The 25847-nt window shown below is 52.7% G+C and carries 25 protein-coding genes; 13 read left to right on the top strand and 12 right to left on the bottom strand.

The window, feature by feature from the left end:
* The first annotated feature begins 163 nt into the window (after positions 1 to 163).
* Positions 164 to 1222, top strand: a complete 1059-nt coding sequence (dinB, locus tag FCL42_RS20400; RefSeq protein WP_136865281.1) for a DNA polymerase IV — start codon at positions 164 to 166, stop codon at positions 1220 to 1222.
* Positions 1223 to 1476: 254 nt separating this feature from the next.
* The gene (locus FCL42_RS20395) at positions 1477 to 1884 is read left to right on the top strand and encodes a hypothetical protein (RefSeq protein WP_136865280.1); all 408 of its coding nucleotides are present in this window, start codon (positions 1477 to 1479) and stop codon (positions 1882 to 1884) included.
* An 86-nt stretch (positions 1885 to 1970) separates the two neighbouring features.
* Here FCL42_RS20395 and FCL42_RS20390 read toward each other — a convergent pair whose 3' ends face one another.
* Positions 1971 to 3428 carry an aminoacyl-histidine dipeptidase gene (locus tag FCL42_RS20390; protein ID WP_136865279.1) on the bottom strand — a complete coding sequence of 486 codons (1458 nt, stop codon included), beginning with the start codon at positions 3426 to 3428 and terminating at the stop codon, positions 1971 to 1973.
* A 144-nt stretch (positions 3429 to 3572) separates the two neighbouring features.
* On the opposite strand from FCL42_RS20390, the gene FCL42_RS20385 reads away from it, so the two are divergent.
* The 5 genes from FCL42_RS20385 (at position 3573) to FCL42_RS20365 (ending at position 11140) form a co-directional block, all read left to right on the top strand.
* The gene (locus FCL42_RS20385) at positions 3573 to 5093 is read left to right on the top strand and encodes a M17 family metallopeptidase (RefSeq protein WP_136865278.1); all 1521 of its coding nucleotides are present in this window, start codon (positions 3573 to 3575) and stop codon (positions 5091 to 5093) included.
* Positions 5094 to 6651: 1558 nt separating this feature from the next.
* The gene (locus FCL42_RS20380; protein ID WP_136865277.1) at positions 6652 to 7941 is read left to right on the top strand and encodes an NCS2 family permease; all 1290 of its coding nucleotides are present in this window, start codon (positions 6652 to 6654) and stop codon (positions 7939 to 7941) included.
* Between the two features lie 149 nt (positions 7942 to 8090).
* Positions 8091 to 9209: a glutamate 5-kinase gene (gene proB, locus FCL42_RS20375; RefSeq protein WP_136865276.1), complete on the top strand. Its 1119-nt coding sequence runs from the start codon at positions 8091 to 8093 to the stop codon at positions 9207 to 9209.
* The gene (locus FCL42_RS20370; RefSeq protein ID WP_136865275.1) at positions 9206 to 10447 is read left to right on the top strand and encodes a glutamate-5-semialdehyde dehydrogenase; all 1242 of its coding nucleotides are present in this window, start codon (positions 9206 to 9208) and stop codon (positions 10445 to 10447) included. Before proB ends, FCL42_RS20370 begins: the two co-directional genes overlap by 4 nt.
* Positions 10448 to 10450: 3 nt before the next feature.
* Positions 10451 to 11140 (top strand): hypothetical protein, encoded by a 690-nt coding sequence (locus tag FCL42_RS20365; protein ID WP_136865274.1) that lies wholly within the window; start codon positions 10451 to 10453, stop codon positions 11138 to 11140.
* On the opposite strand, the gene FCL42_RS20360 is transcribed toward FCL42_RS20365, so the two are convergent.
* Together FCL42_RS20360 and ubiU are read right to left on the bottom strand one after the other, a co-directional pair.
* On the bottom strand, positions 11067 to 11933 hold the full coding sequence (locus FCL42_RS20360; protein WP_136865273.1) for a U32 family peptidase: 867 nt from the start codon (positions 11931 to 11933) through the stop codon (positions 11067 to 11069). The genes FCL42_RS20365 and FCL42_RS20360 overlap by 74 nt on opposite strands.
* Positions 11934 to 11942: 9 nt before the next feature.
* On the bottom strand, positions 11943 to 12938 hold the full coding sequence (gene ubiU / locus FCL42_RS20355; protein ID WP_136865272.1) for a ubiquinone anaerobic biosynthesis protein UbiU: 996 nt from the start codon (positions 12936 to 12938) through the stop codon (positions 11943 to 11945).
* Between the two features lie 134 nt (positions 12939 to 13072).
* Between ubiU and ubiT the strand changes: the two genes are divergently transcribed.
* Entirely contained in the window at positions 13073 to 13513 is a 441-nt protein-coding gene (ubiT, locus tag FCL42_RS20350; protein WP_136865271.1) for a ubiquinone anaerobic biosynthesis accessory factor UbiT, read from the top strand.
* Between the two features lie 81 nt (positions 13514 to 13594).
* Here ubiT and FCL42_RS20345 read toward each other — a convergent pair whose 3' ends face one another.
* From FCL42_RS20345 to queF, 3 genes are all read right to left on the bottom strand, one after another.
* Positions 13595 to 13846, bottom strand: coding sequence for a YfhL family 4Fe-4S dicluster ferredoxin (locus tag FCL42_RS20345; protein ID WP_136865270.1), 252 nt, complete (start codon positions 13844 to 13846; stop codon positions 13595 to 13597).
* Between the two features lie 107 nt (positions 13847 to 13953).
* Positions 13954 to 15324, bottom strand: coding sequence for a prephenate-dependent tRNA uridine(34) hydroxylase TrhP (trhP, locus tag FCL42_RS20340; protein WP_136865269.1), 1371 nt, complete (start codon positions 15322 to 15324; stop codon positions 13954 to 13956).
* Between the two features lie 111 nt (positions 15325 to 15435).
* Positions 15436 to 16290, bottom strand: a complete 855-nt coding sequence (gene queF / locus FCL42_RS20335; RefSeq protein WP_136865268.1) for an NADPH-dependent 7-cyano-7-deazaguanine reductase QueF — start codon at positions 16288 to 16290, stop codon at positions 15436 to 15438.
* 56 nt (positions 16291 to 16346) lie between these two features.
* On the opposite strand from queF, the gene syd reads away from it, so the two are divergent.
* Positions 16347 to 16967 carry a SecY-interacting protein gene (gene syd, locus FCL42_RS20330; protein WP_169308473.1) on the top strand — a complete coding sequence of 207 codons (621 nt, stop codon included), beginning with the start codon at positions 16347 to 16349 and terminating at the stop codon, positions 16965 to 16967.
* Between the two features lie 56 nt (positions 16968 to 17023).
* On the opposite strand, the gene exaC is transcribed toward syd, so the two are convergent.
* Both exaC and FCL42_RS20320 read right to left on the bottom strand, forming a co-directional pair.
* Positions 17024 to 18538: an acetaldehyde dehydrogenase ExaC gene (exaC, locus tag FCL42_RS20325; RefSeq protein ID WP_136865266.1), complete on the bottom strand. Its 1515-nt coding sequence runs from the start codon at positions 18536 to 18538 to the stop codon at positions 17024 to 17026.
* Between the two features lie 232 nt (positions 18539 to 18770).
* Positions 18771 to 19547 (bottom strand): Zn-ribbon-containing protein, encoded by a 777-nt coding sequence (locus FCL42_RS20320; protein ID WP_136865265.1) that lies wholly within the window; start codon positions 19545 to 19547, stop codon positions 18771 to 18773.
* A gap of 211 nt (positions 19548 to 19758) precedes the next feature.
* Here FCL42_RS20320 and FCL42_RS20315 point away from each other — a divergent pair, with 211 nt between their 5' ends.
* On the top strand, positions 19759 to 21249 hold the full coding sequence (locus FCL42_RS20315; RefSeq protein ID WP_136865264.1) for an MFS transporter: 1491 nt from the start codon (positions 19759 to 19761) through the stop codon (positions 21247 to 21249).
* 19 nt (positions 21250 to 21268) lie between these two features.
* Here the strand turns inward: FCL42_RS20315 and FCL42_RS20310 are convergent, their stop codons facing one another.
* Positions 21269 to 21553 carry a hypothetical protein gene (locus tag FCL42_RS20310; RefSeq protein WP_136865263.1) on the bottom strand — a complete coding sequence of 95 codons (285 nt, stop codon included), beginning with the start codon at positions 21551 to 21553 and terminating at the stop codon, positions 21269 to 21271.
* 170 nt (positions 21554 to 21723) lie between these two features.
* Here FCL42_RS20310 and FCL42_RS20305 point away from each other — a divergent pair, with 170 nt between their 5' ends.
* Positions 21724 to 22107, top strand: coding sequence for a DUF3192 domain-containing protein (locus tag FCL42_RS20305; protein WP_136865262.1), 384 nt, complete (start codon positions 21724 to 21726; stop codon positions 22105 to 22107).
* A gap of 55 nt (positions 22108 to 22162) precedes the next feature.
* Here the strand turns inward: FCL42_RS20305 and FCL42_RS20300 are convergent, their stop codons facing one another.
* The gene (locus FCL42_RS20300) at positions 22163 to 22393 is read right to left on the bottom strand and encodes a DUF2789 domain-containing protein (protein WP_136865261.1); all 231 of its coding nucleotides are present in this window, start codon (positions 22391 to 22393) and stop codon (positions 22163 to 22165) included.
* 145 nt (positions 22394 to 22538) lie between these two features.
* Between FCL42_RS20300 and FCL42_RS20295 the strand changes: the two genes are divergently transcribed.
* Complete coding sequence (locus FCL42_RS20295; RefSeq protein WP_136865260.1) at positions 22539 to 23183, top strand: GNAT family N-acetyltransferase; 645 nt, start codon at positions 22539 to 22541, stop codon at positions 23181 to 23183.
* Between the two features lie 674 nt (positions 23184 to 23857).
* Here the strand turns inward: FCL42_RS20295 and FCL42_RS20290 are convergent.
* The gene (locus tag FCL42_RS20290) at positions 23858 to 24271 is read right to left on the bottom strand and encodes a DUF3301 domain-containing protein (protein WP_136865259.1); all 414 of its coding nucleotides are present in this window, start codon (positions 24269 to 24271) and stop codon (positions 23858 to 23860) included.
* A 3-nt stretch (positions 24272 to 24274) separates the two neighbouring features.
* A complete protein-coding gene (locus FCL42_RS20285) occupies positions 24275 to 25291 on the bottom strand; it encodes a DUF3549 family protein (RefSeq protein WP_169308472.1) in 1017 nt (338 codons plus the stop codon).
* A 102-nt stretch (positions 25292 to 25393) separates the two neighbouring features.
* On the opposite strand from FCL42_RS20285, the gene FCL42_RS20280 reads away from it, so the two are divergent.
* Complete coding sequence (locus FCL42_RS20280) at positions 25394 to 25717, top strand: YqcC family protein (RefSeq protein WP_136865257.1); 324 nt, start codon at positions 25394 to 25396, stop codon at positions 25715 to 25717.
* Positions 25718 to 25847 lie beyond the last annotated feature (130 nt).

Raw genomic sequence — 25847 nt, 5'->3', positions numbered from 1 at the left:
GATGATCAAAATCAACTTTGTATGACTATTTTTATAATCTTCATACTGATTTAAGTTCGTGGCCTGCATCAAATCATCACAAAGGAAGCTCGCTATTGCGTTGGCTAAGGTTGCGGCGTTACTATTGACTGTATGAATATACAGTTCTTAATTGGCCGGTAAGATGACCCCTCAGCGTAAGATCATCCATATCGACATGGATTGTTTTTATGCCGCCGTGGAGATGCGGGACAACCCCAGTTTGCGAGACAAACCCATTGCTGTGGGAGGGCGGGCGTCTGGTCGGGGCGTTATCGCCACGTGTAACTACCTCGCGCGCAGTTTTGGGGTGCGCTCTGCCATGCCCACTCACAAGGCGTTGCAGCTGTGCCCGGATCTGGAGTTAGTGCCCCACCGTATGGCCGTGTACAAGCAGGTGTCACAGCAGATCCACGAGATTTTCCATCGATACACTCACCTTGTTGAGCCCCTGTCTCTGGATGAAGCCTTTCTGGATGTAACAGGACAAAGTCACTGTCAGGGCAGTGCCAAATTGATGGCTCAAGCGATTCGCCAAGAGATCTTTGACGTTACCGGATTGACCGCGTCCGCAGGCATAGCACCGAATAAGTTCTTGGCCAAGGTGGCCAGTGATGAAAATAAGCCGAATGGTCAGTTGTTGATCACGCCGGATCACGCCGGCGAATTTGCGGCAGCGTTACCCCTAAAGAAGATCCCCGGCGTTGGGCCAAAAACCAGTGAGCGCTTGGCACGCATGGGATTAAGTACCGGTAAAGACGTGCTGGCGCTCTCTGATGTGGATTTAGAGAAGATGCTGGGTAAGTTTGGCCCAGTGTTGTGGCAGCGTTGTCAGGGCTTGGATGAGCGGCCCGTAGAGCCAAGCCGCATTCGAAAATCCGTTGGTGTAGAAACCACCTTGGCGAAAGATCTGACCAGCCTTGAACAGTGTGCTGAGCAACTGGAGACCTTGGTGCCGGAGCTGGAGCGGCGTTTGGCTAAGAGCCGAAAGGGCATCAAGGGGCAGACGGTTAAACTCAAGTTCCATGATTTTGAACAGACGACGGTGTCGCAGCAGAGCCAGAAACTCAACCCTGACCTGTTTAAGGCGTTAATGCGCATTGCGTTTGACCGTGGTCATGGTCGAAATGTTCGCTTGGTGGGCCTTCAAGTAGAGCTAGATAACACTCAAAACCTAAAACAGCTCACATTGCCTTTGGTCTGACCTTTTTTTGATCCTAGTCAATGCCAAAACTAAACAGAGTTTTAATCTGAAATTAAGCTCAAGAACGCCACCATAAATTGCTGCACCCACACTCCGTGGTCCATACGTCATGCAGAGGGTAGTGGCCAATAAATCGATAGGCGTCACTGAGCGAGACGCCAGGCACCGTTCTTTCCTAACTTTTCCCATCTTTTGCCTGGCCTTGATGTCGATGCATTGCAATCCATCGACGCCGACAGAAGGAGGGTTATGCTATGAGAGCATACATCAAGCAATTGGCCGTTTCGGCCGGCATTTTAGCCATGGTGGGCAGCGCGTGCTATGCCCTAGGATATGGCTTTTACCAGCAGCAACCGCTGCGAGATTCCGATTATTTCACCATGTACGTTGGGCCCAGCACCCACTGTAATACCGTCAACTACTATCAGCAGAAAGGCGATCAGAAAAAGGTTGAGGTGTTACTGCGCTACGCCGAAGACAACGCCATGGAGTATCTGATGAAGCGCTTTGGTAAAGACAAGGGCATGGACATTGTGGGCGCCTGTGAGATGCAGCGTCATGAGGCCTTAGTCAGCGCTTGCATGAACTCCCCAGAAGATCAGGTAGAGATGCTGGTGCTGGAGCACAATAAGCCTCAGGTTAAAGAGAAAGGCCTGATCTAGCCAAACTAGCCGTATTGGCTAATCAACAAAAAAGCGCCGTCACGGTATTAAGTGACGGCGCTTTTGGTTTTCGGGTCTGTTTGCGTTTACTTCGCCGGAATCGCCTTGAGCACTTCAGTCAGTAACTGCCAGTACTGCTCAACGGTATCGATCTTCACCTTCTCATCTGGGGAGTGAGGGAAGCGAATGGTTGGGCCGATGGAAACCATATCCAGGTGTGGGTAAGGCTCTTTAAACAGGCCACACTCCAGACCGGCGTGAATCACCATGATGTTTGGCAGGCTGCCAAACTTGGTTTCATAGGTTTCACGGACAATCTTCATTACTGGTGAGCTGGCATCGGGCTTCCAACCTGGGTAAGCACCGGACAGGGTCAGCTTAGCCCCCGCAAGCTGGGCAATCGCAGCCAGCATGTTCTCTACCATGCTGCGGCCGCTGTCGATGGTAGAGCGAATCAGGCACAGCACTTCCACAGCGTCGGCTTCGGTGGTGACTACGCCCATGTTCAAAGAGGTCTCCACGACGCCTTCAAACTCGTCGCTCATGCGGATAACGCCGTTAGGGGCACCGTGCATCATGGCGATAAGCTGAGATTGAGCGGTGGCCGCAAATACCTGTTCTGCTGGGGCCGCTTGATCTAGGCTTAGGGCAAGATTGGGTTCGGCGGCAGACAGCTCATTGACTAGGATGTCACGGTACTGCTCGATGCGCTGCTCTAGTAGACCTAGCTTCGCTTGTGGCAGCTGAACCGTAGCCCAGGCTTCACGAGGAATGGCGTTACGCAAAGAGCCACCACGAATCTCGCTAAGTTTCAGCTCCAGCTCTTCGCCATGGCCAAACAGGAAGCGCGCCAGCAGTTTGTTGGCGTTGCCACGACCTAGGTGGATGTCACAACCGGAGTGACCGCCTTTGAGGCCGGTCAGGGCGATCTGCACACTGGCGTGATCCGCAGGAGTGGCTTCACGTGGGGTGTCCAGCTTAAGGCTGGCATCTACGCCACCGGCGCAGCCCATGTAGACTTCACCTTCCTGTTCGGAATCGGTGTTGATCAGAATTTGGCCATCTAAGTAACCCGCTTCCAGACCAAAAGCGCCGGTCATGCCCGCTTCTTCGTCGATGGTCAGCAGCACTTCCAGAGGGCCGTGTTCCAGATCGCTGGCTTCCAGCACTGCCAGCGCAGATGCCATGCCGATGCCGTTGTCCGATCCCAAAGTGGTGCCTTTAGCGGTAACCCACTCGCCGTCGATGTAGGCTTGAATTGGATCGGTTTCGAAGTTGTGGTCGGTGTCGTTGTTCTTCTGCGGCACCATATCGAGGTGTGCTTGCAGGATGACCCCTTGGCGATCCTCCATGCCGGCGGTGGCGGCTTTTTTGATGATCAGGTTACCAACTGGGTCAATCTGAGTGCTCAGACCCTGCTGCTTGGCCCACGCTTCGATGTGGTCGCGAAGGGCGATTTCGTGTTTGGAAGGATGCGGAATAGAACAGATGGTTTCGAACCAGCGCCAAAGGGGCTGCGGGTTTAAGGAACTCAATGGCTGCACGAGCAATACTCCTATATACGCCGTTATTAGAATTGTGCCAGTCTACCACAATTGATGGTCGGGCTGTGCTTGCCCAAACAGGTCGGCTGTGGGCATCATGGAGCGAATAACAATAAACGCAATCCGCAAGGATACGGAGGCCGAATGGCAAAAGTGGAATTTTTAACAGCACAAGAGAACGCCCTATTTGGCGAGGGTGGTTGGGATTCGGTGTTGGTCATCAGCGATAAGTTTGCACTGACCAATCACAGTGAGCTCACGCAGTTGGTTCATCATGCTGCCAGTATTGATCATCGAATCGGCAAGCAAGCCACGGTGTTGTTGGCACCGGGATTGGCTGGGGGCCGCTTAGTGCTGTCGCCGACCGGCGATCTGGGCAGTGATTATGAAGATGTGCGCCGGGTGTATGAGGCGGCTGAGAAAGGGATCAAAATTGCCTATGAATCAGGCTCTCGTCGGCCGCTGCTGGTGCTGGATTTAAGCCAAGATGACAGCCGCTATCTGCACAGTGCCGAGGTGGCCGTCTTAGGTTGTGGCCAAGGCTTGTATCTCAATGCAGACGTAGAAACCGGTGAGCAGGTAGTGATAGGTCTGATGGATGGCCAAGACGCAGACAAGCTAAATGCATTGGAACTTGGCCGTAGCGCTTGTCGAGATCTTTGCGGAGGCGACCCAGAGCAGATGGCACCGCCGGCATTCGCCGATTATTGTGTGGCTCTGTTTGCTGAGGAGCCCATTAAGCTGCAGGTACTGGACGACCAAGAATTGCTTGAGCGTGATTACCCGCTGCTGAGTGCCGTCGCGCGTTCCAGTTTTGCCGTGCCTCGTCACAGTGCCCGCGTGGTGCGTCTGGAATATCGGCCCGAAGGGGAGGTCACCCAAACCTGGTTTATTGCCGGTAAAGGAGTGACCTACGATACCGGTGGTGCCGATCTTAAGATAGGTGGTGCCATGGCGGGCATGAGCCGCGATAAAGGTGGCGCAGCGGCGGCGGCAGGATTAATGAAAGCCATCGCCATGCTGAAACCACAAGGGGTTCGCGTGGTAATGGAGCTGGGTTTGGTGCGTAACTCCATCGGCTCAGATGCCTTTGTTCCCGATGAGATCATCACCAGTCATGCGGGCGCCAAGGTTCGCATTGGCAATACCGATGCCGAAGGACGATTGGTGCTGGCGGATCTGCTGTCTCACCTGCGTGAAGGCATTGCCGGTGCGGTGAATCCTAAAGTGTTCTCCATTGCCACTTTAACTGGCCATGTAGGCCGTGCCTATGGTCCTTATACTGGCATTGTTGAAAATGGGGTTTCCCGTTTGGCGCAGTGCGGCCGAGTGTTGTCAGATATAGGGGAGCGCTGGGGCGAACCGATGGAGTTGTCTCGATTGCGCCGAGAAGACTTCGCGCAGGTGGCACCTCGCAGTGAATCGGAAGATCTGCTCTCCTCTAATAATGGTGCTTCAGTGAACATCAGCCGTGGTCATCAGTTCCCACTGGCGTTTCTGCTTAAGTCCTCTGGGCTGGATAGCTACCACACGGGAAGTGAAAACCCAGTGCCGTATCTGCATCTGGATATCGCCTCTTCGGCGGTTGAAGCCAGTAATCCCCTTTACGGTAAACCAACCGCCAGACCGGTGGCGGCCCTCTATGCGGCACTGTTTGAGATGTAATATCGAGATTGAGTCGTTATCGACATGGCAACCAGAGGCGCAAATGCGCCTCTTTTTTTGTGCTGGCGCTCACTGGAAAATCGGTTCGAGTGATATTGCTCAAATTGATAATGTAATAAAATTACCAAATGAGCCCGTTTTTAGGTAAAAAACCACTTTTTTTGCTTTAGGGGTTGTAATTAAATTACAGCTTGATAAGATAGTCAGTGTTGGGAGGCAACTCCCCCTAGTTTCAAGCTAAGAGAGCTTGAAGTCGTCCCCAGGTGGGGATGGCAGTTTCTCCAAGGAACTGAGCAGCTGTGCCAAGGAACCGCACCACTTTACTAGGTGTTAGCAAATTTTTCGGAGAACATCATTATGTCTAAAGCATTCGGTTACAACGTAACTCTATTTTCTTCTCAATCCACCATGGGTTGGAACGCTGGTGTAGTTTACTACGCTCGCTAAGGCACCAAATTGATTCATCCGGTGACGTAATCAGCACCGGGTGAATTGGTATCAAGTAATTTCATCAGTTACTGTTTTTAGACCTCTTTTTGTTTATCGGTCAGCCAACCGGTAATTCAGGTCAGAATTTTTGTCATCCTTGACGCCAGCAACCTAAGTTGCTGGCGTTTTTTTTGCGTGCTGAAAAAGAAGGGCGTAGCAATGCCCCCGTTAAGGTGGCAGATAGACAGCAGCGCTGCTGCGCGGCACCACTTTGTGGCTAAATCGGTTTTAGTCTCCATGACAACCTTCTCCATTCCGCTGTGAATTTAGCCTAAAAACCAGATGCTTGATCGCCATTCCAACGGGTGAATTTCCATACTGCTTATAAATGAATGTCGTTCTAGGCTAAACAGCATTCGTTTTGCTTATGGTGTAATTAAATTACACAATAATGCTCTGAAATGGATATTTTGGGCTTTTTTTGCATTATTTCTTGTAATTAAATTACAGTTTGATATTATAGCCAGCGTCGGGAGGCAACTCCCCCTAGTTTCAAGTCAGGTGATTTGAAGCCGTCCCTGGGTAGGGACGGAAGTTTCTCCAAGGAACTGAGCCGCTGTGCCAAGGAACCGCACGCACTTTACTAGGTGTTAGCAATTTTTTCGGAGAACATGATTATGTCTTACGCATTTGGTTATAACGTGACCCTATTTTCTTCCCAATCAACCATGGGTTGGAACGCTGGCGTAATTTACTACGCTCGCTAAGGCACTTACTGACCGGTCTTGAACACCAACAGGGTGGATTAAGACGGGTTGGTACCCAGTAATTTCATCAGTTACTTTTTAGACCTACATCCTTTGCCGGCAAGCCAACCGGTAATTCTGGTCGAGATATTTGTCATCCTTGACGCCAGCAACCCAAGTTGCTGGCGTTTTTTTTTGCGCCCGTGAAACTGACACCGATAGCCCGTGGCGCGGGTCTAAGACCAGTTGGCTGCTCTGGTTGTGATCTGGATGTTGGTCAAAAACTTGCCGCTTCTGCAGGAAATACGGATAATGCGCGCCATCCGCGATATGCGGACCTCTGACTCTAAAAAAATATAAAATACATACAATTAGGACATCTTATGCTTGAAAAGCATTTCCAGCTCAAGGCGCACGGTACCACCGTTCGCCAAGAGGTGATTGCCGGTTTTACCACCTTTTTGGCAATGGCCTACATCATCTTCGTTAATCCTTCGATGCTTGCGATCACCGGAATGGATCAAGGGGCAGTGTTTGTGGCGACCTGTCTGGCGGCGGCCATCGGTTGTTTCATCATGGGCTTGGTGGCCAACTATCCGATTGCGTTGGCACCGGGAATGGGATTGAACGCCTTTTTCACCTTCGTCGTGGTGGGCCAGATGGGTCACTCCTGGCAAACCGCGTTGGGGGCAGTGTTCCTTTCTGGGCTTTGTTTCCTGTTGCTGTCAATTTTTAAGGTTCGCGAATGGGTGGTGAACTCCATCCCGATGTCCCTGCGTCTGGGGATTGCCGCTGGCATCGGCCTCTTTTTGGCTTTCATCGGCCTGCAAGGGGCGGGCATCATCGTTGATAATCCGGCTACCTTGGTGTCATTGGGCGACATCACCTCGTTCAGTTCGGTGATGGCACTGCTGAGTTTCCTGCTGGTGATTACCCTTGTACATTTTCAATTTAAAGCTGCGGTGTTACTGAGCATCCTTGTGGTCACCGCCATTGCGGTGATCTTTGGTCAACAGCCTTTTACTGGGGTAATGTCGGCGCCACCGTCCATTGCGCCAACCCTAATGCAGATGGATCTGGCCGGTGCCATGGAAGTGGGTATGATCTCCGTGGTGTTTGCGTTCCTATTTGTGGATCTGTTTGATACCTCAGGTACGCTGATTGCCGTGGCTCAACGAGGCAACCTGTTGGATGACAAGGGTAACTTACCCCGCTTGAAACGAGCTCTGTTTGCCGATTCCACCGCCACCATTGCGGGAGCAGCGCTGGGCACCTCAACCACCACCAGTTATGTCGAAAGTACCGCCGGTGTGGCGTCTGGTGGTCGTACTGGCTTGACTGCGGTTGTGGTTGGTTTGCTGTTTATCGCCTGTTTGTTGTTCTCGCCATTGGCGGGCATGGTGCCCGCTTATGCCACCACTGGGGCGCTGTTGTATGTGGCCATTTTGATGATGTCCGGTTTAGTTGGCGTGGAGTGGGAAGATCTCACTGAAGCGGCCCCCGTGGTGCTAACGACTTTGGTGATGCTGCTGAGTTACTCCATTTCTCACGGCATTGCGGTTGGCTTTATTACCTATGCTGCGCTAAAGCTGATGACTGGGCGTTTTAAAGAGCTCAATCCTGCGGTGGCGGTGATTGCCATTGCCTTCATCTTGAAGTATCTCTTTTTGTAAAGGTTGTTCCAAAAATCGGTGTTTAATAAGGAATGCCGATAACCAGACAAGTTTTCGTGATGGGCGTCCCTTTTTTGGGGCGCCTTTTTACGTTTAGCACCGCCAGATAAGGTATAACTGAAAGGATGTGTTAGAAGGTTTTCCAATTGATGAACTCTATTACTCTCCCTTATCGACGAGTGGTCGTAAAGCTGGGCACCAGCGTACTGACCTCAGGTGGTACCAGCCTAGACCGAGCCCACATGGTGGAGCTGGTTAGGCAGATGGCACGTTTAAAGCGCGAAGGCTGCGAAGTGATTCTAGTCACCTCCGGCGCCATCGCCGCTGGACGCGAGCATTTAGGCCACCCCAAGTTGCCCGCCAACGTGGCCAGCAAGCAGATGCTGGCGGCGGTAGGGCAAAGCCAGTTGATTCAAACCTGGGAGCAGTTGTTCAATCTTTACGGCATGCACGTTGGTCAGATGTTGTTAACTCGGGCCGATCTGGATGACCGCGAACGTTATCTGAATGCTCGCGATACGCTTAACGCCTTGCTTGATTGCGGCATTGTGCCCATCGTCAATGAAAACGATGCGGTGGCCACCGCCGAAATTAAGGTGGGCGACAACGATAACCTGTCTGCGTTGGTGGCGCTGTTGGCGGATGCCGATAAGCTGATTCTGCTGACCGATCAGCACGGCTTGTTTACAGCCGATCCTCGCTCCAATCCGGATGCCGAGCTCATCAAAGAGGTGGGCCGAATCACCGATGACATTCGTCGTCTCGCTGGGGGCAGTGGTACCAATTTGGGAACTGGCGGCATGGCGACTAAGTTGCAGGCGGCAGATAAAGCCCAGCGAGCGGGCATTCCGGTGGTGATTGCTGCCGGTCACGCCGAAGGCATCATCGAAACTTTGGTGATGGGGGGCGAAGCGGGAACGCGCTTTACCGCCCACGCCTGCCCACTGGATGCTCGCAAACAGTGGTTGCTGGCGGCACCGGCACCGGTGGCGCAGCTGCATATCGATGCCGGAGCGGTACACGCGTTAATCGAAAAAGGATCCAGTCTGTTGCCTAAGGGCATCGTTGCCATAGAGGGGCGCTTCGCTCGTGGAGCAACGGTCAACATCTGTGGTCCAGGAGGCCAATTGATTGGCCGTGGTATCGCCCGCTATGATGAAGCCAGTTTGGGTAAGATTTTAGGTTGCCACTCGGAACGAATTGAGGGGCAATTAGGTTTTAGTTATGGCACTGTGGCCGTACACCGTAATGATTTGGTAATTCTATGAGTCAGTTACAACAGATGGGCCAAGCGGCTCGCAAGGCCAGTTTCGCGCTACTGAATTTAGGTCGCAGTGATAAAGATGCACTGCTGGCGAAGATAATCGAAGGCATTGCTGCCAGTGAGGCGGAGATTTTGGCGGCCAATGCCCAAGACCTTGAAGATGCCAAAGCGGCGGGGCTGGATGCCGCCATGTTGGACCGATTGCTGCTGACCCCCGAGCGGTTAGCGGCGATTTGTGCTGATATTGAAACCGTCCGTGGTCTGGCCGACCCTGTGGGTGAAGAGCTGGAATCGAAGCTTTTGGACAACGGCATGCGCCTGAGCCGTCGCCGCATTCCGCTCGGGGTGCTGGGGGTGATCTACGAAGCTCGGCCTAATGTGACCATCGACGTGGCGGTATTGGCGCTGAAAACTGGCAATGCAGCGATCTTGCGTGGTGGCAAAGAGACCCGTCGTAGTAACTTGGCGCTGGTGGCGGTGATTCATCGAGCCTTGGAGCAGCAAGGGCTACCTCAGGCGGCCATCAGCCTGATTGATAATCCCGACCGAGGATTGGTGACTGAGCTGCTTAAACTCGACCGCTATGTGGATATGATCATCCCTCGTGGTGGTGCGGGCTTGCATCAGCTATGTAAAGAGCAGGCGACCATTCCAGTGATTACCGGAGGCATTGGCATCTGCCACCTGTATGTGGATAAGAGCGCCAACCTTGAACGCGCCGTGGACGTGATTGAAAACGCTAAGGTGCAGCGTCCAACCGTATGCAATGCGCTGGATACCTTGTTGGTGAACCAGAGCGTTGCCGACACGCTGCTGCCTCAGCTGCAACGTCGACTGTCAGAGCAGGTGCGTCTACTTGGTTGTGAACGTACTCGGGCGATTATTGAGGTGGAAGCCGCTGGCGAAGGCGATTTTGACCGTGAGTGGTTGTCGCTGACCTTAGGCATTAAGGTGGTGGATGACGTGGATGGTGCCATCGACCATATCCGAACTCACTCCAGTGATCACTCGGAATCAATTTTGACGGAAGAGCTGGCAACGGCACATTATTTTGCCGCCAGCATCAACTCTGCTGCCGTATACATCAATGCCAGCACTCGCTTTACCGATGGCAGCCAGTTTGGCCTTGGTGCCGAAGTGGCGGTGAGTACTCAAAAACTGCATGCCCGCGGCCCTATGGGGCTGGAAGCGTTAACCACGTACAAATGGTTGGGTGTGGGCGACTACCACATTCGAGGTTAACCGGTGGCCAATCGTTTTCAAAACCGGCCCTTGGTGCGCCTGACCAATCGCATCGGTTTAGCCGCCCTATTGCTGATCGCCTTGCCGCCGCTGTTGGCGGCCTTGGTGTATCAGGGGGAAGCGGGGGAGCACTACAGCTTTCTGAACCACAGCTTGTCTGAATTGGGACGCTACGGCTCTTCGCCATTAGCGGCTCTAGTGAATGGGGGGCTGTTTTTCGGCGGCCTGGCGTTGACGCTGTCGTTTTTGATGAGCAGTTGGCTTATCAACCGCAACTTACGCTCGCCACTGTTGGTGTGTGGGGTGATGCTGAGTTTAAGCCTGTGTGGCTGTGGGTTATTCCCGGTGAACGTCGGGGCCTTACATGCCAAGGCGATGCTGTCATTTTACGTGATGACCATTCTGTGTGCCGTGTTCTATTGCCACTCGATTCTCACTGACAAACCTCCCCGTTGGGGCGTACTGCCCGCGGTAACGGCGGCGATTCTGGCGATGATGTTGCTGTCTCGAGAGGATCTGCTGCTCAGCCTACAAGACCGTTATCCTTACGGCCTGTTTGGCATTGAGCGGCCACTCATCTGGTGGCCGGCTCTGTTAGGCTGGGCGTTGATGCTGTCGGTTATCCTATGGCTATATTACTCTCTGGTGTTGGTATTTCGAGATGGAGATTCGACTCCACCTCCGCAACTTTAACCAAACCATCTGAGTCACAAAGGGGCGTCATCCAATCAAAGTTGAGTGACGGCCCCGGAATGATCCGCAGCCAATGGGTATTGAGGTTGTGCCAATGGCGCGCTTCTGCAAAGCGATTGACGGCGTTAACCCCATGGGTTTGAGGTCCATTGATGTAAAGCAATCGCTCTCCCTCTAAGGTATCGGCCACCGGCGTGCAGTGCTGTTGGCACACTTTGTCGCAGTTATCCCGATTCCTTCCTTGAATTCTGGCGGTGGCGCAGCGTGCCGACACCGACAGTTGTGGCCAGCCAAAACCGATGATCTCACGTTCCAGATTGGGCAGCCAAGTGGCGGCCTCCTCAAACAGACGGGTGGCGTTCTTGTCGCTGATGTCGATAGGCGGAACAAAGCCCTGAGCGCCGAGGTCGTGCAGCCAACTTAAGGTATCTAAGTTATACAGGTTCAGGTTGGCACTGGCCCAAAATGGCTGTTTCATTTCGGTGAGCAATCGAACCGCGGTGTAGTCGTTGGCCTCCACCAGCATCTTGGTTTGTTGGCATACCTGCTCCACCAGTTTTAGCTCTCTGGGGCCATTAACCAGATTCAGTGTCGACAGCACCAGTTGTTTCCCCTGTTGGGCTAAGCCGTCGGCAAGCTCAAGCAAGCCCCTTAGGGCGACGCGATCGCGTTTTTCACAGACGGTTTCCCCAAGAAATATTCGCTGCACCGGCAGGGTGGCGAGCTGATCCAGTTGTTGTTGTTGTTGCTGACGTGTCAATGGCCAGCAGTTTAGCGTCATAGCCAGTTTCATCTTAATCCCTTAATGCCAGCTTCCAAGATAGGCGCCGGTGGTCAATAGACCGCCTTCGGCTAACTGTTTTAGCTGTTGATGCCACTGAGGCTTGAGTTGATAGCGTTCTGGGCCTGCCTTCCATTCATCGATGGCCTGACGCCAGATCTGGGTGACCTGCTTGCTGTAAAATGGGCTGCGTTGTCGGCCCTCAATTTTCAGCGCTGCCACCCCCGCTTTTCCAAAACGCGGCAGCAGCGGCAGGGTCGAGAGCGAGCAGGGGCGAGAGATGGGGTACAGGGGTTGGCCACTGACCACAAATTGCCCTTTGCAGACCGTGGGGTAGCCACCGGCCTCCTGCTTTTCGACTCGGTCGAGTAGGGTGCCACTAAGGCGTACCTCTCGGTGTTGGTTATGGTGGTGCCAGCTCACTTCGGCACCGGGGGAGCAAGCCCCCCCAGAGTTGGGCGAATGGCCACTGACGTAGTGCGACAGCTGGCAACGTCCCTCAGCCATGACGCACAAGCTGCCACCGGCAAACACCTCGATCTCGACCGGACTGTCGGCGCAAATGGCTTCCACTTGGTGGATGTCCAACACCCGAGGCAGTACTGCTCGCGTAATGCCAAACTGGTTATGGAACAGCTCCAGTGTGGGCACATTGGCGGCACTGGCTTGCACCGATAGATGGCGTTCAAGGTTGGGGTAATGACGAGCGCCATGGGCCAACAGACCGGGGTCTGCCATGATCACCGAATCCACGCCAACATCGGCGCAAAGACTAATGGCGCGGTGCCAGCGGGGCTCTTGGCCAGGTTGGGGGAAGGTGTTGATGGCGACCATCAATTTGACCTTGTGTCGTTCGCAGCGTTCTTTGGCGGCAATGAGATCTTGCTCATCGAAGTTGATGCCAGCGAAGGCGCGGGCATTGGTGTCGTTTTTAAGGCCGACGTAGACCGCATCGGCACCGGCTTCTATGGCGATGTCCAAGGCGGCCAGATTGGCAACAGGGGCCAACAGTTCCATGTAACTACTCTATAGTCCTGACAGGTTCTGGGTGCTACTTTACTAATACTGTTAGTTAACACTTTGATCTGAAACAGAGAATGTGACTTATCTCCCGTTTATTATTCATTTTTTCTTTAGATGGAATTGAGCTTGTGTTAGGTGGAAAATTAGGCATTACGCCGCCACTCCCTCCCGTTGCGCCAGTGGCAGTGGTGATGCAAACCCTGATGAGCCACCGTTTCTCCGAGCAGGTGGGCGCTGGCCAGTTGGCGTTTCTGGAAGGGCGCTGGGTGGCGTTGATGATTGAAGGTGCGCCGATGGGGCTGGCGTTATCGCTTAACGATGGTCGCTGGCAGGTGCGCTGGGCCAATGGCGATGAAGATGCCAGTTTGCAAGGCACGCCACGGGCATTTTGGAGCTTGGCTCGAGGCCAAGCGGATGCGGATGCGTTGTTTTTTCAGCGGCAGTTGGAGATGAGCGGCGATACCGAACTGGCTATGGAGCTTAAAGCGTTACTCGGCAGAGAAACTTTGTTGCCGATGCCTAAAGCGGCGCTGAAGATGCTGGCCACACTGTTAAGGCCCAAATCCTAGCCGAGAACTCTATCTCGATAAATGAATCAAGGCGCCCTGTGGCGCCTTGATTGTTTGTGGGTGCAATTATGCCGGACGGTATTACGCCTTGCCGGTCAGAATCAGATATTTGGCCATCAAGGTGGCGTCATCTTCTTTATGTTCTGGATCTGGAATGATGCAGTCGATGGGACAGACGCTGACGCAGGTGGGTTTGTCGTAGTGGCCAACGCACTCGGTACAGCGGTCTGGGTCGATCTCATAGATCTCTTCACCCATGGTGATCGCCTGATTTGGACACTCAGGATCACACATGTCGCAATTGATGCAGCTGTCGAGAATGACTAAAGCCATTGGGTTGCCTGTTGGTCAGTATTGAATTCGGGCGGCGACTTTACCATAAGTTTAGGCCATCAAAAAGGGCACCGTCATGGGTGCCCTTACGCGTTGGTGCCGTGAACTTATTTCGGCGTCACCGGATTGCGGGTGGTTTGACCGTCGGTCAGGTTGCGCATCAGGATGGCATGGCTCAAGTCCATGTCTTCCGGCAGCGGCAGGTAGACGGTGTGGCCGTTACCCGGGGCGACGTCCATCTTGTGGCCTTTGCGATTTTCGATGTGGCCAAGGTTGATGTTGATGTTGCCCTGTGGGGTCATCAGTTCAACGCTGTTGCCAATTTCGAAACGGTTCTTTACTAACACTTCTGCTAGGCCTTGGCCGTTACGCTCACCGGTGAGCTCGCCCACAAACTGCTGTTTGTCAGACACGGAGTAGCCGTACTCGTAGTTCTGGTACTCATCGTGGGTGTGACGGCGCAGGAAGCCTTCGGTGTAACCACGGCTGGCCAGAGATTCCAGCGACAGCATCAGGTTTGGATCGAACGGACGACCGGCAACGGCATCGTCGATGGCTTTGCGGTACAGCTGCGCAGTACGGGCGACGTAGTAGAAGCTCTTAGTACGGCCTTCAATCTTCAGTGAGTGCACACCCATCTTGGTCAAACGCTCTACGTGCTGGATGGCGCGCAGATCTTTGGAGTTCATGATGTAGGTGCCGTGCTCATCTTCAAAGGCAGGCATGTATTCGCCTGGGCGGTTGCCCTCTTGCAGCAGCACGATCTGATCCGTGGTTGGGCCTTCACCCAGAGTTGGCTGCATCTGCTGCACGCCAGCGTTAGGGTTTACCGCAACAACGTCGCCAGACTCAGTCTCCTTGGCTTCGTGAACGTTGTAGTTCCAGCGGCAAGAGTTGGTGCAGGTGCCTTGGTTTGGATCGCGCTTGTTGATGTAACCAGACAGCAAACAGCGACCGGAGTACGCCATGCACAGTGCGCCGTGAACGAACACTTCCAGCTCCATCTCTGGGCACTGCATGCGGATCTCTTCAATCTCGTCCAGTGACAGTTCACGGGAGAGGATCACACGCTCAATGCCCTGCTGCTGCCAGAATTTAACGCTGGCCCAGTTGATGGCGTTGGCTTGTACCGACAGGTGAATCGGCTGATCCGGGTAGGCTTCACGCACCATCATAATCAGGCCTGGATCAGACATGATCAGGGCGTCAGGCTTCATCTGCATCACCGGGTCGATGTCACGCAGGTAGGTTTTCAGCTTGCTGTTGTGGGGCGCAATGTTAGACACCACATAGAGCTTTTTGCCCTGAGCGTGGGCTTCGTCGATACCTGTGGCCAGATTCTCTAGATTGAAGTCGTTGTTGCGCACACGCAGGCTGTAGCGGGGCTGACCCGCATAAACGGCATCCGCACCATAGGCGAATGCGTAACGCATATTTTTCAGTGTTCCCGCAGGGGACAACAGTTCTGGCTTAAACATGATAATCCTATAGCTTCTCAGGGCGGCGGGCATTCTACAGAATGGTCGCCGCTGGATGCAAATTTGATTATAAAATAACCACGCCCTTTATGGGGGCATGGTGGGTGGGGATCACTGGCGTGCCAAGCGCACGTTGGCAGGCAAGGACTCAAAATCGCTGCGGAACGGGTTGATGTCCAGGCCACCTCGGCGGGTGTAACGGGCGTACACTGTCAGCTGCTCTACACCACAATAACGCTTCAGATCCATAAAGATGCGCTCGACACACTGTTCGTGGAACTCGTTGTGACGACGGAAGCTAATGAGATAACGCAGCAGTTTCTCGCGGTTGATGCGCTTGCCTTTGTAGCGGATAAGTACGCTGCCCCAGTCCGGCTGAGAGGTGATCAAGCAGTTGGACTTAAGCAGGTTGGAGCGCAGGGTCTCCTCCACCAGCTCGCCATCGGCGGCGCCATCTAGATAGTCAGGGTTGAACTCATAATCATCGATGCTGATGTCCAGATCGTCGATTAGCTCGCCGTCAAATTCGGTGATGCGTTCATCGGCAAAGGCGTTTGGCAGAATCAGGCTAACCTCCACTTCACCTTGAGCGCAGTGGCTTAGATCCTTGGCCAGAGTTTCTCTTATCGCCTCCGGGGTGTCGAAACGGGTTTGGTTGAAGCTATTAAGGTAGAGCTTGAATGATTTGGACTCCACCAGATTCGCTGAGGTGGCGGGCAGGCGAAATTCGGCCACGGCCACCATCGGTTTGCCTTTGCCATTGAGCCAAGACAGCTCGAAACCGGTCCAGATGTCGGCACCACTGAATGGCAGTGGCTCAGGCAGCTTGATGGCGTCGCGGTTTAGTTGGCGAGGCACGCCTTGCAGCAGCTCTGGGGCGTACTGATCTTGGTATTGAGTTTGCTGACCTAGGGTCAGGCCTTTCAGGGCGTCGGCGCCGTGGTAGGGGTCGTGATGGTCTGTCATCGCTAATCCAATTCATGCAAAATAAGGCCTATTGTAACTTAAGTCAGTGGATAATCATGAATCCTCAGTCGCTATTAGACTTTCACGCTCGATTTCATCAGGCGTGGCACAACAGCCATCAGTGCGATGCCATCGCTCCACGAGAGGAGGCTAGCCCTGCGGCTAGCGGTGAACATCAGCTGGGAAGCCATTGGCAACTGCATGCCCGTAGCGAAGTGGCCAGCTTTGATAACCTCTCCAAAGCGCTGGAGCTGGAGGTAAATCCGGAGTTATCCCAGTTCTACGGACGCTTTTATGGCGGCAATATGGCGTTTGCTGCCGACTTTGGCAGTGGTGAACTGCTGCAGGCTTGGAACGAAGACGATTTTGGTTTTCTGCAGGAGAACCTCATCGGCCATGCGATGATGAAGAAAAAGCTTAAGCAGCCACCGACGTGGTTCTTAGCGCCTATGGAAGACTCCGATGCCATCTTAGTGCTGGATAATAGTGATGCCACGGTATGGCTAGAGGTACCGGGTAAGGAACCGCACCAGAAGGTGGCAGACAGCTTAGATGCCCTATTGAGTGCGATTGAGCCTAAGGTGCTGATGCCTGAGCCGATGCCCGCTTCAGTGCCTCAGCCGGGATTATGGCAACGTCTGAAAACCATGGGGCGACACCTGCTTGGTAAAAGCTAAGCTCGAGCTAAACAAACGGCCTCATGAGAGGCCGTTTTCATTTAATGTGCTTTCGCCTAGAAAAAGCCCAGCGGATTGGGGTCGTAGCTGACCAGCATGTTCTTGGTTTGCTGGTAGTTGCCTAGTGCCTGTAGGTGGGTTTCTCGGCCGATGCCGGAGCGCTTATAGCCGCCGAATGCGGCGTGGGCCGGATAGAGGTGATAACAATTAACCCAAACTCGGCCCGCCTGAATGCCCCGACCCATGCGGTAAGCCAGGTTTTGATTCATGGTCCAAACGCCTGCGCCGAGGCCATAGTCGGTGTCGTTGGCGATGGCCAGCGCTTCTGCCTCATCTTTAAAGGTGGTGATCCCTAGGGTTGGGCCGAAGATCTCCTCCTGGAATACCCGCATCTGGTTGTGGCCCTTGAGTAGGGTTGGCTGAACGTAGAAGCCATCCAGCCCGTCCAGATTGGCCGCATCGCCACCCAGTAGAATTTCGGCCCCCTCTTCGCGGGCGATCTTCATGTAGTTCATTACCTTATCAAACTGAGCTTGAGACGCTTGGGCACCTACTTGAGTGTCGGTATCCAGTGGGTTGCCCTGTTTGATGGTTTTGGCTCGTTCAATCACTTTGTCGATAAAGCGCTCATAGATCGATTCCTGAACCAAGGCTCGAGAGGGGCAGGTGCAGACCTCGCCTTGATTGAAAAAGCCCAGCAGCAAGCCTTCGACGCACTTGTCGATGTAAGCCTCGTCTTGGTCGAGAATATCTTCGAAGTAGATATTGGGGGATTTACCCCCCAACTCTAAGGTTACCGGAATTAGGTTTTCAGCCCCTTGACGCATGATCTGCTGACCCACTGGCGTAGAGCCAGTAAACGCCAATTTATTGATGCGTTTCGAGCTGGCCAGTGCTTGCCCAGCTTCTTCTCCGAAGCCGTTGACCACATTGACTACACCATCTGGGAGTAGGTCTTGAATCATCTCCAGCATCACCAGAATGCTGGTTGGAGTTTGCTCGGCGGGTTTGAGTACCACGGCACAACCGGCTGCCAACGCAGGAGCCAGTTTCCAAGCTGCCATCAATAGGGGGAAGTTCCAAGGGATAATCTGGCCGACGACGCCAATGGGCTCATGGAAGTGGTAGGCGCTGGTGTGTTCATCCAGTTGACCTATGGTGCCCTGCTGAGAGCGAAGGGCACCGGCGAAGTAGCGGAAGTGATCCACACACAGCGGCAGATCTGCCGCAAGGGTCTCTCGAATCGGTTTGCCATTATCCCAAGTCTCTACATAAGCCAGAGTTTCAATATTGGCTTCAAGGCGGTCGGCAATTTTTAGCAGCACGATGGCTCGCTCGGCGGCGGAGGTCTTCCCCCAAGCTTCTTGAGCGCCGTGAGCGGCATCCAGTGCCAGTTCAATATCTTGGAAGCTAGAGCGAGGCACTTCGCAGATCGGCTCGCCGTTCACCGGACTGGTGTTGACGAAGTAGTTGCCCATCACCGGCTCGACCCATTGGCCGTTGATGAAGTTCTGGTAGCGAGGCTTGAAATTAAATAGGGCACCCTGTGTGCCTGGTGGTGAGTAGATCATGGCGTCTCCTTACGCAGTGTGTGTGCGAATGAGCCACGGATCACCAAGGCGTGGTGACCGGCGCGAAGACTGCCATCCCTAAGACAACTCAAGGCCCCAGTGTTTGAATCTATGGGGCATTACACAGGATGCTTCGGCGACTCATGCGTTGGCCACCGATAGCTCTAAAAAATCGTAACGCAACTGAGTTTAGTTCATAAAAATCAGTTCGCTAGAAAGAAGGCGAGATTTTTTAAATCAGGTCCCAAGAGAGGTTGGAGACGATTCGGCAGTCGTGGCAGACGAAATGAAACAGATCGTGGATGCATTCGCCGAGGTACCAATCGGTGTTGCCACAGCGGGGGCAAGGACGGGCGATCTCCTCCTCCAAAGAGGAACCACCAACTCGGTAAAGGTAGTAATAGGTGGGCACCTTGGTGAGGTATTCGATGCGGCCACGAAGATCCCAGCCACGGCGGAACAGTACGCTATCGACTTGGGTGATCTCATTAAGGGCTGCAAACTCCACTGCACCGCTGCCCGCCATCTGTAACTCGTCACAGGCCTGCCATTCGCTTTGCCATTTAATCAATGCTTTATGATCGCCATTGAAGGTCGCTGGCAGCTTGTACAGTGGCACTGGCATCATGGTTTCACCATCACGAAGTGGCGAGCAGGTGTGCACGTAGGTGGTGTAGATAAGTTGCCAGTTGGTGGGCAGTACCGGCGAGCTGGCCTCGCTGTTGATGTCACGGCCAAGAATCTTGAGGCGAGGGCGAGTCAGGTTGGCGTCTGCCAGCTTGTCGATGCGCTGTTTGGCCCAAGCGGAGTGGTTGCGATGGTGGAGGCTGTCCTCTTCTGGGCATAGGGCTCGCAGGCGAAACTCGGCGTCGTGCTGCATCACTGGAAACTCTTTGCCGAGGATCTGACCGTTGGCACGCCAGGCTTCCACCAGTTGATTGATGGCGTATTCCACCTGAGTCAGGGTGGTGTCAGCAAAGCATTCGAAACGAATTTCGACCAGGTACATACAGGGCTCCGAGAGTAAAAGCGATTTTGGTTAAGCGGGTTTTGCCAATGGCTATCTGAGCCGATGACGCTAACGGCCGTCCGGCTGAGTATACAGGTTGCATTGGCGAAAAAGCGCAACAGTATAGCGTTAGGTGGGTAGGAGAGAAACTTGTCACCACTCATTTCAGACGATACCTTGTATACATTATTCAATAATAAGAGTGACACGGATGACACAACCTACTTCCGCTGGCTGGAACGACGCTAGCAAACTTGGGCTATGGACAGCGATAGCCAGCTTAGGCTACGTATTTTGGGTAGTTGGTGGCATGGAATTGGTAGAGCGTTTGGCGTTCTACGGGGTGAAAACCACGGCCAGCATCTATGCCACCGACGCCAAATCCATTGGTGGTCTTGGTTTGACCATGACTGATTTCAGTTGGATTTTGGTGGCCTGGGCCGCATTCCAGTCATTCGTTCCGGTGTTCTTTGGTGGCACCGCCGACCGCATCGGCTACAAAGAGACCATTGCGCTGTCGACTTTTATTAAGATTGCCGCCTACCTGATCATGGCGTTCTTCCCCTCTTTCTGGGGGTTTTTAATCGGTGCCGCAACACTGGCATTTGGTACCGGAATATTTAAGCCCGGCATTCAGGGCACCTTGGTGAAGTGCTCTACCAAAGAAAACTCCGCCATGGCCTGGGGTCTGTTTTACCAGATGGTCAACATCGGTGGATGGCTGGGCCCTATCTTAGCGGCGCAGATGCGTATTTTGGCTTGGGATCAACTGTTCTTTGCTTGCGCCGGCATCATCAGCCTTAACTTCTTGTTGCTACTGACCTACAAAGAACCGGGAAAAGAAGCCCGTCAGGCTCAGCAGAATAAAGGCAGTTTGTGGAAAAGTGCGTGGAAGGAGATTCGCCAGCCCCACCTGATGCGTTACACCATTATCTTCTCCGGGTTCTGGTTTATGTTCATGGCGCTGTTTGATGTGCTGCCGGTCTACATTCGAGATTGGGTGGATACCTCGGTGATTGTGCAGTCGCTGTTTGGTGTTGATGCGCCGGGGAGCTTTATGCAGGCCATCTTAGCCATCGACCCTTCAAGAATGAGCGTGCTGCCTGAAGGGATCATGAACATCAACTTCGGCATGATCATGTTGGTGTGCTTTCTTTATGCCGCCATCGCCGGTCGTATCGGTACTGTGCCTTCACTTATTTGGGGAACACTGCTTTGCTCTCTGGGATTGATGGTGATTGGGTTCTCCACCTACGCCTGGATCATTGTGCTGGCGGTAATGGTGTTCTCCTCCGGTGAGATGCTGGCTAGCCCTACCTCCTCCAAGTTCATCGGCAATCTCGCTCCTGACGATAAGAAAGCGATGTACCTAGGCTTTAAGGAGTTGCCCTATGGCATTGGCTGGGTATTGGAATCGTTAGTCGGGCCACGTCTGTATGATGCATGGGGGGCCAAAGAGACTTTGGCTCGAGAGTCGCTACAGCAGATGGGGTTAACCCCAGAGCAGATTAAAGCCATTCCTCAAGGGGAGTACTTTATGGCGCTGCAGCAGCGTACTGGCGTGGAAGCCTCTGTGTTGACCGAGCAGTTGTACCAAAGCGGCTCGGTAGGCCAGGTGTGGTATGTGTTTGGTGCCGTCGGCTTAGTGACTACTGTCGGTCTTATCTACTATGGCCGTTGGCTATCGAAGCACGGCCAATAACATTTCTAGGGTTGCTCGGTTAGCGCTGTTCTAGCTGAGCCACTCGGCTCATCAGTTGCTTCAATTGCTGTTCTAGCTCTGCGACCCTCTGCTCCAAAGCGCTCTCACTCGGTTTTTCTGGAGTAGGCGCCGCAGTGCTGGCTTGATTTAAAACGGCTTCAGGATCGGCTTTATAAGCCTTAATGGCTGCGATCAGTTGCGGCATCGGCAATGGAGTGGTCAGTTGCGCTTTTAATGTCGCCAACGACACACTGTGCCCTTTTTGATGCAATCGATTGAGTGCGCGCACTAATTCCGGATTCATGATGTGAACTCTTGCCAGTTTAAGTGGTGAATTTGACCACCAGTTTGACCTAATTCACTACTCGGGGGCAATGAAATATTCCTCATAATTAATAATATCAATAGCTTATGGGTTTGGCCCAGTTGTTGCTCTAGTGTTAGCAAACTTTATAAGCAATAAGGATGTTTATCATGAAAACCACTTTATTAATCTCTTCCGTTTTGGCTGCTTCCATGACTTTGACCGGCTGCGTGATTGCGGTAGATGGCGATGGTTGGGATGGCGATAGCTATGACAGCAGTTCCAGCAGCCATTGGGAGAACCAAGAGAAGCAAAATCGTGAAAAGCTGGCGACACTGAATCCTGGCATGAGCGTTCAGCAGGTGGAAACCCTGATGGGCACGGCGGCGTTTAATGAGTTTTATCAGCAGAACGATAAGCAGATTCAAGTGCTGTTCTATCGGACTCAGCGCACTAAGGGCGATGGTAAGACAACCAAAGACGAATGTACGCCACTGGTATTTGAACAGGGAGAGCTTAAAGGCTGGGGCGAGCGCGCATACCAAAGCATCTAATTTAAATTGATAGTGAAATCGAAGCGCCGGCGATTGCCGGCGTTTTTTATTGATGCTACTTGTGCAGCAGTCCATCGAGGTAATCGATTACCTCGGTCCAGTTGCCATCTTGTCGACGTTCCTCTTTCAAAAATTGCGATTGAGAAGACGACCAGAAAGGGGCGTCTTCGATTAAGGTACGCCGATGGAGTTTGTGCTGGCGGATGAACTGGTCAATGTCACTATCATTGCTTTTTAGACCAAGTTGTTGAAACAGGGTATTCAAGCTTGGAGTGGTGGTATCCATAATATTTACAATCCCTAGATCTCTAGACGCCACTTCAGTTTAGTTTCAATTCTGACGATATTGAGTAATAAATCAGCAATTAGGCTTGAGTTAGAGGCAGTTTTGATTTTAAGTTAGGTTGAGTTGGGTTCAGGGAGCGTAGGCGATGGATGAGCAGAAAAAAGTCGAGATAAAAGCGGAGTACTTAACCGCAGAAGAGTTGAGGGTGGCGGCGTCGTTACTCTACAACGCCTATTATGATGATCTGTTTTTCCAGCAGGCCTTTGGTCGCAAAGATTATGGCCAAAAGTTGCGAGCAGCCATTCGTGAAGAGCTCACCGAGCTTTGGCAGCATCAACAGCGAGTGGTTGGTTTCTACGTGGATGGTGCGTTGTTGGGTGTTGCCTGCATCATTGATCATCAGTATCCACAGGGCGAAAGCCGTTATTGGTCATGGCGGATTAAGATGGCGTTAGGGACTGGGTGGGCACCAACGCGACACTGGATTGAACGAGAGGATGAACTGAAACGTTTATTACCGTCTAATGAATACTGGCTACTGCAGCTGATCGCAATTCACCCTCAACATCAAAACACCGGCTTAGGCTCTCAATTTCTTACCGCTCTTCTTGAGCTGCAGAATCGTTCTGAGTCTTCCGGTCTTGCAGTGTTCACTTATCAGCCAGAACATCAGCAATTTTTCCAACAACACGGCTTTGATTTTATTGCAGATGTGGAAGTGGCAGACATAAGTGGTCAATTATTGTACCAACCCGCAAACAGGGAAGCAGAGGTTCGCCTAGCTAACTGAATTTTTTTGTGCGAGATCTCTTACAAGCGTGTAGGAGAATGTGTGAGAAATTACTCCATTAGCGGTGGCTTCTTTAGCTAACCTGCTGAATATATTAAGCTTTAATTCTAAATTAACATTGTTGAATTAATATGACGTGGTTCATTGGCTTTATGGGTGGCTTGTTAAGTTTAAGTTTGTGAGTAGACTTAAGTTGTGCCTAGGGACAAGGGCAAAGGAACCGAAACTTTGATGCGTGACAGGAAGTTGCCGTTAACGTGTCGGGGACAGCTGAACCGTTAGACATCACTAGGATGGTGAGACTTAATGGTAACGCACTATCTGCCGGATTGCAGATTTCCAAGGAAGGTCTAGGACACCCTCAGGATGAGGAGAGATCGATAACAGGACGTTATCGTGTAAAGGAAGACAGTGCAGTAAGTGCACAAGGAAGCTGATGGATCGGCCAAGGAAGATAGCAGGAAGCTGTAGTACGCAAGGATGATGCAGGGAGCACCAATTATAGCAGGATTGCTTAGCGTGTAATATCTAGGGGCGCACTCGTGGCGCCCCGTTCTATTTCCGGCGCTTGATGATTTATGATCGAGCGCATTGTCATCTAAACAGAATCTCTCTGTTTGAAGGCATCAAAAAAACCGGCCAAGGCCGGTTTTTTTTGATCGCAAAGTTTGTTGCTATTTGCAGTTAGTGCTGCACTTGCTTCCACAACTGGAGGCAGGAGCGCCACCGCCGCCACAGCCGCCGATACGTCCTTTGGCTTGTGGGGCCTGCTGCCACTCAGGCTCTGGGTAGAGAGGCATTTTTACATCAGAGAGCTTCTTGCCGCTAAACAGCAGAGTCGAGTGCAAACGGTTAATGCCATCTGTGGAAAATTCACATTGGAACTCAGTTCGCCAACCTAGCCCCTGACCTGGAATAAAACCTAAGCGTGCTTTGGTTCGAGCAGTACTGACCCACTGGAGCCGGCGTCGGTCACACTCGCGTTTGGAGTGGAATTCAGCAAACTCAGCGACCTGACGCAATTGCCAGAACACCGCCGCTATACCGCAGACAAGTAGACCAAGAATAAGATCGAACAGATTCAACATGAATTAAGCACCTAAGGTTTGCATTAATTGACCAATGGCCGCGGTTAGCTCCGCAGAGCGATCTGGTCGGCGAATATTGGTCAATACCTGTTGACGTAAACTTGGCATGGAAACGAGGTCGGAGTAAAGCCCGATGAACAGTTGGTGATCCTGTTTTGCCAACTGCTCCAAATAGTTCATCAAAAGTTCGGCATCATTTAAGGCCAGCCAGCCTCGGGCAGCGATGATGACCAAGGTATCCGCGGAGGCGTGGGGCAGTGCCAGTTTTATCGCCGTCGATAGATGTTGTGGGTGTCCAGCCAGACCTCGAAGCGCCATTTGGTTGATGGTGTCATTACTGCCATCAGCCATCAATGCCAGCCAAGAGTTTGCCATGGCGTCACTGGCTTTAAAGTTCTCTGCAACAGAAGCGAATGCGGCCAAAGGCTGTGGCGGCATCTGCTCAATGGCTTGAGGAAGGTGTTTGTCGAGCATCTCTGTGGTAGGGCGAGCCATCACGTCGGCCAGGCCCTGTAGTCCAATCTGTTGCCAATTATCCCAATCCATCTGGCCTTGCAAGTAGCTTTGGCAGTGCTCGAAGTAGATGGAGGCCGGGCGAGCTAACTGTTTATTCACCAGCGCATGGAACACCGCCAATTTTTCTTGAGGCGGGGTGAAAATGAATGGGTTGGATTTTAGCTGTTGCTGCTTCTCTTCGGTCATGGGAGCCGTTGGGTTCTCACCTAAGGCGTCGATCACCGTCTGAAGAAATTGGCTGCGAGCGGCCGGATTGAGCTTGCCCATCTCATCCAGCGGCAGTTTGATAAACCAAATGTAGTGATCTTTGGATAGCCCTTGGTTCCAGAATAGCAGCCCCAGCCAAGCGTGGCCATTTCTCGGGTAGGGGTAAGCCGTTGACAACGACTCCACCTGAGCAAACTCAATGGGATCCAGCGGAGTAACACGGCGGCCGAGGTCGAAGGCTTGGTATTGAACGCCTGCAGCCTGCAGGAACTGGTGTAGAGTATTGATGTTTTCCATGGTGTCGTTTCTATTGGTATGTCGATGTGCTTTAGCGCAAGTTGGCGGCATTATAGCGACTTGAGTGCTATGATGCGCCCCCAATGACGTTTGGAGAGAATCATGAGCCACAAAGACACACTTCACGGCTTGATCGATGAGATTGAATCGCAGCTGGTGCACGCTAAGCTGTGGCAAGATGCGCCTATTGATCCGCAAGCACTTGAGAGCGTTCAGCCTTTTGCCGTTGATACCATGAGCTTTCCACAGTGGTTGCAGTTCTTATTTATCCCTAAGATGAGGATTCTATTGGATAACCAACTGCCACTGCCGACTAAAATTGCGGTGGCACCCATGGCGGAGCAGGTGTTTTGTGGTCAGCATCAGCCATTGGTAGAGGCGATTGCGAGGCTGGATAGTTATTTGACAAGCTCGGCGCAAGTGTAGATTTTGTGTCGTCCTGAAATGCGTTGACACTTTTCAGTTAGAGCCAGTTGCATCAGCAACTGGCTTTTCCATGCACCTCGTTTGGGGTTTTCATTCCCAGGCTAAGGTGCGGTCTCAAGTTGTTATAGGT

Origin of the sequence: Ferrimonas aestuarii, from assembly GCF_005116665.1 — a bacterium.
Lineage (GTDB): Bacteria > Pseudomonadota > Gammaproteobacteria > Enterobacterales > Shewanellaceae > Ferrimonas > Ferrimonas aestuarii.
This window is presented reverse-complemented; position numbering and strand designations above follow the sequence as displayed.

Excerpts from the sequence above, each read along its gene's own strand:
- FCL42_RS20300 (WP_136865261.1), bottom strand. The coding sequence starts at position 22,393 with ATGGATACCACCACTCCAAGCTTGAATACCCTGTTTCAACAACTTGGT.
- dinB (WP_136865281.1), top strand. The coding sequence starts at position 164 with ATGACCCCTCAGCGTAAGATCATCCATATCGACATGGATTGTTTTTAT.
- syd (WP_169308473.1), top strand. The coding sequence starts at position 16,347 with ATGAATCCTCAGTCGCTATTAGACTTTCACGCTCGATTTCATCAGGCG.
- FCL42_RS20385 (WP_136865278.1), top strand. The coding sequence starts at position 3,573 with ATGGCAAAAGTGGAATTTTTAACAGCACAAGAGAACGCCCTATTTGGC.
- queF (WP_136865268.1), bottom strand. The coding sequence starts at position 16,290 with ATGACAGACCATCACGACCCCTACCACGGCGCCGACGCCCTGAAAGGC.
- FCL42_RS20345 (WP_136865270.1), bottom strand. The coding sequence starts at position 13,846 with ATGGCTTTAGTCATTCTCGACAGCTGCATCAATTGCGACATGTGTGAT.
- FCL42_RS20295 (WP_136865260.1), top strand. The coding sequence starts at position 22,539 with ATGGATGAGCAGAAAAAAGTCGAGATAAAAGCGGAGTACTTAACCGCA.
- FCL42_RS20305 (WP_136865262.1), top strand. The coding sequence starts at position 21,724 with ATGAAAACCACTTTATTAATCTCTTCCGTTTTGGCTGCTTCCATGACT.
- trhP (WP_136865269.1), bottom strand. The coding sequence starts at position 15,324 with ATGTTTAAGCCAGAACTGTTGTCCCCTGCGGGAACACTGAAAAATATG.
- FCL42_RS20290 (WP_136865259.1), bottom strand. The coding sequence starts at position 24,271 with ATGTTGAATCTGTTCGATCTTATTCTTGGTCTACTTGTCTGCGGTATA.
- FCL42_RS20310 (WP_136865263.1), bottom strand. The coding sequence starts at position 21,553 with ATGAATCCGGAATTAGTGCGCGCACTCAATCGATTGCATCAAAAAGGG.
- FCL42_RS20360 (WP_136865273.1), bottom strand. The coding sequence starts at position 11,933 with ATGAAACTGGCTATGACGCTAAACTGCTGGCCATTGACACGTCAGCAA.
- FCL42_RS20370 (WP_136865275.1), top strand. The coding sequence starts at position 9,206 with ATGAGTCAGTTACAACAGATGGGCCAAGCGGCTCGCAAGGCCAGTTTC.
- FCL42_RS20285 (WP_169308472.1), bottom strand. The coding sequence starts at position 25,291 with ATGGAAAACATCAATACTCTACACCAGTTCCTGCAGGCTGCAGGCGTT.
- FCL42_RS20315 (WP_136865264.1), top strand. The coding sequence starts at position 19,759 with ATGACACAACCTACTTCCGCTGGCTGGAACGACGCTAGCAAACTTGGG.
- FCL42_RS20320 (WP_136865265.1), bottom strand. The coding sequence starts at position 19,547 with ATGTACCTGGTCGAAATTCGTTTCGAATGCTTTGCTGACACCACCCTG.
- FCL42_RS20380 (WP_136865277.1), top strand. The coding sequence starts at position 6,652 with ATGCTTGAAAAGCATTTCCAGCTCAAGGCGCACGGTACCACCGTTCGC.
- exaC (WP_136865266.1), bottom strand. The coding sequence starts at position 18,538 with ATGATCTACTCACCACCAGGCACACAGGGTGCCCTATTTAATTTCAAG.
- proB (WP_136865276.1), top strand. The coding sequence starts at position 8,091 with ATGAACTCTATTACTCTCCCTTATCGACGAGTGGTCGTAAAGCTGGGC.
- FCL42_RS20280 (WP_136865257.1), top strand. The coding sequence starts at position 25,394 with ATGAGCCACAAAGACACACTTCACGGCTTGATCGATGAGATTGAATCG.
- ubiU (WP_136865272.1), bottom strand. The coding sequence starts at position 12,938 with ATGGAACTGTTGGCCCCTGTTGCCAATCTGGCCGCCTTGGACATCGCC.
- FCL42_RS20395 (WP_136865280.1), top strand. The coding sequence starts at position 1,477 with ATGAGAGCATACATCAAGCAATTGGCCGTTTCGGCCGGCATTTTAGCC.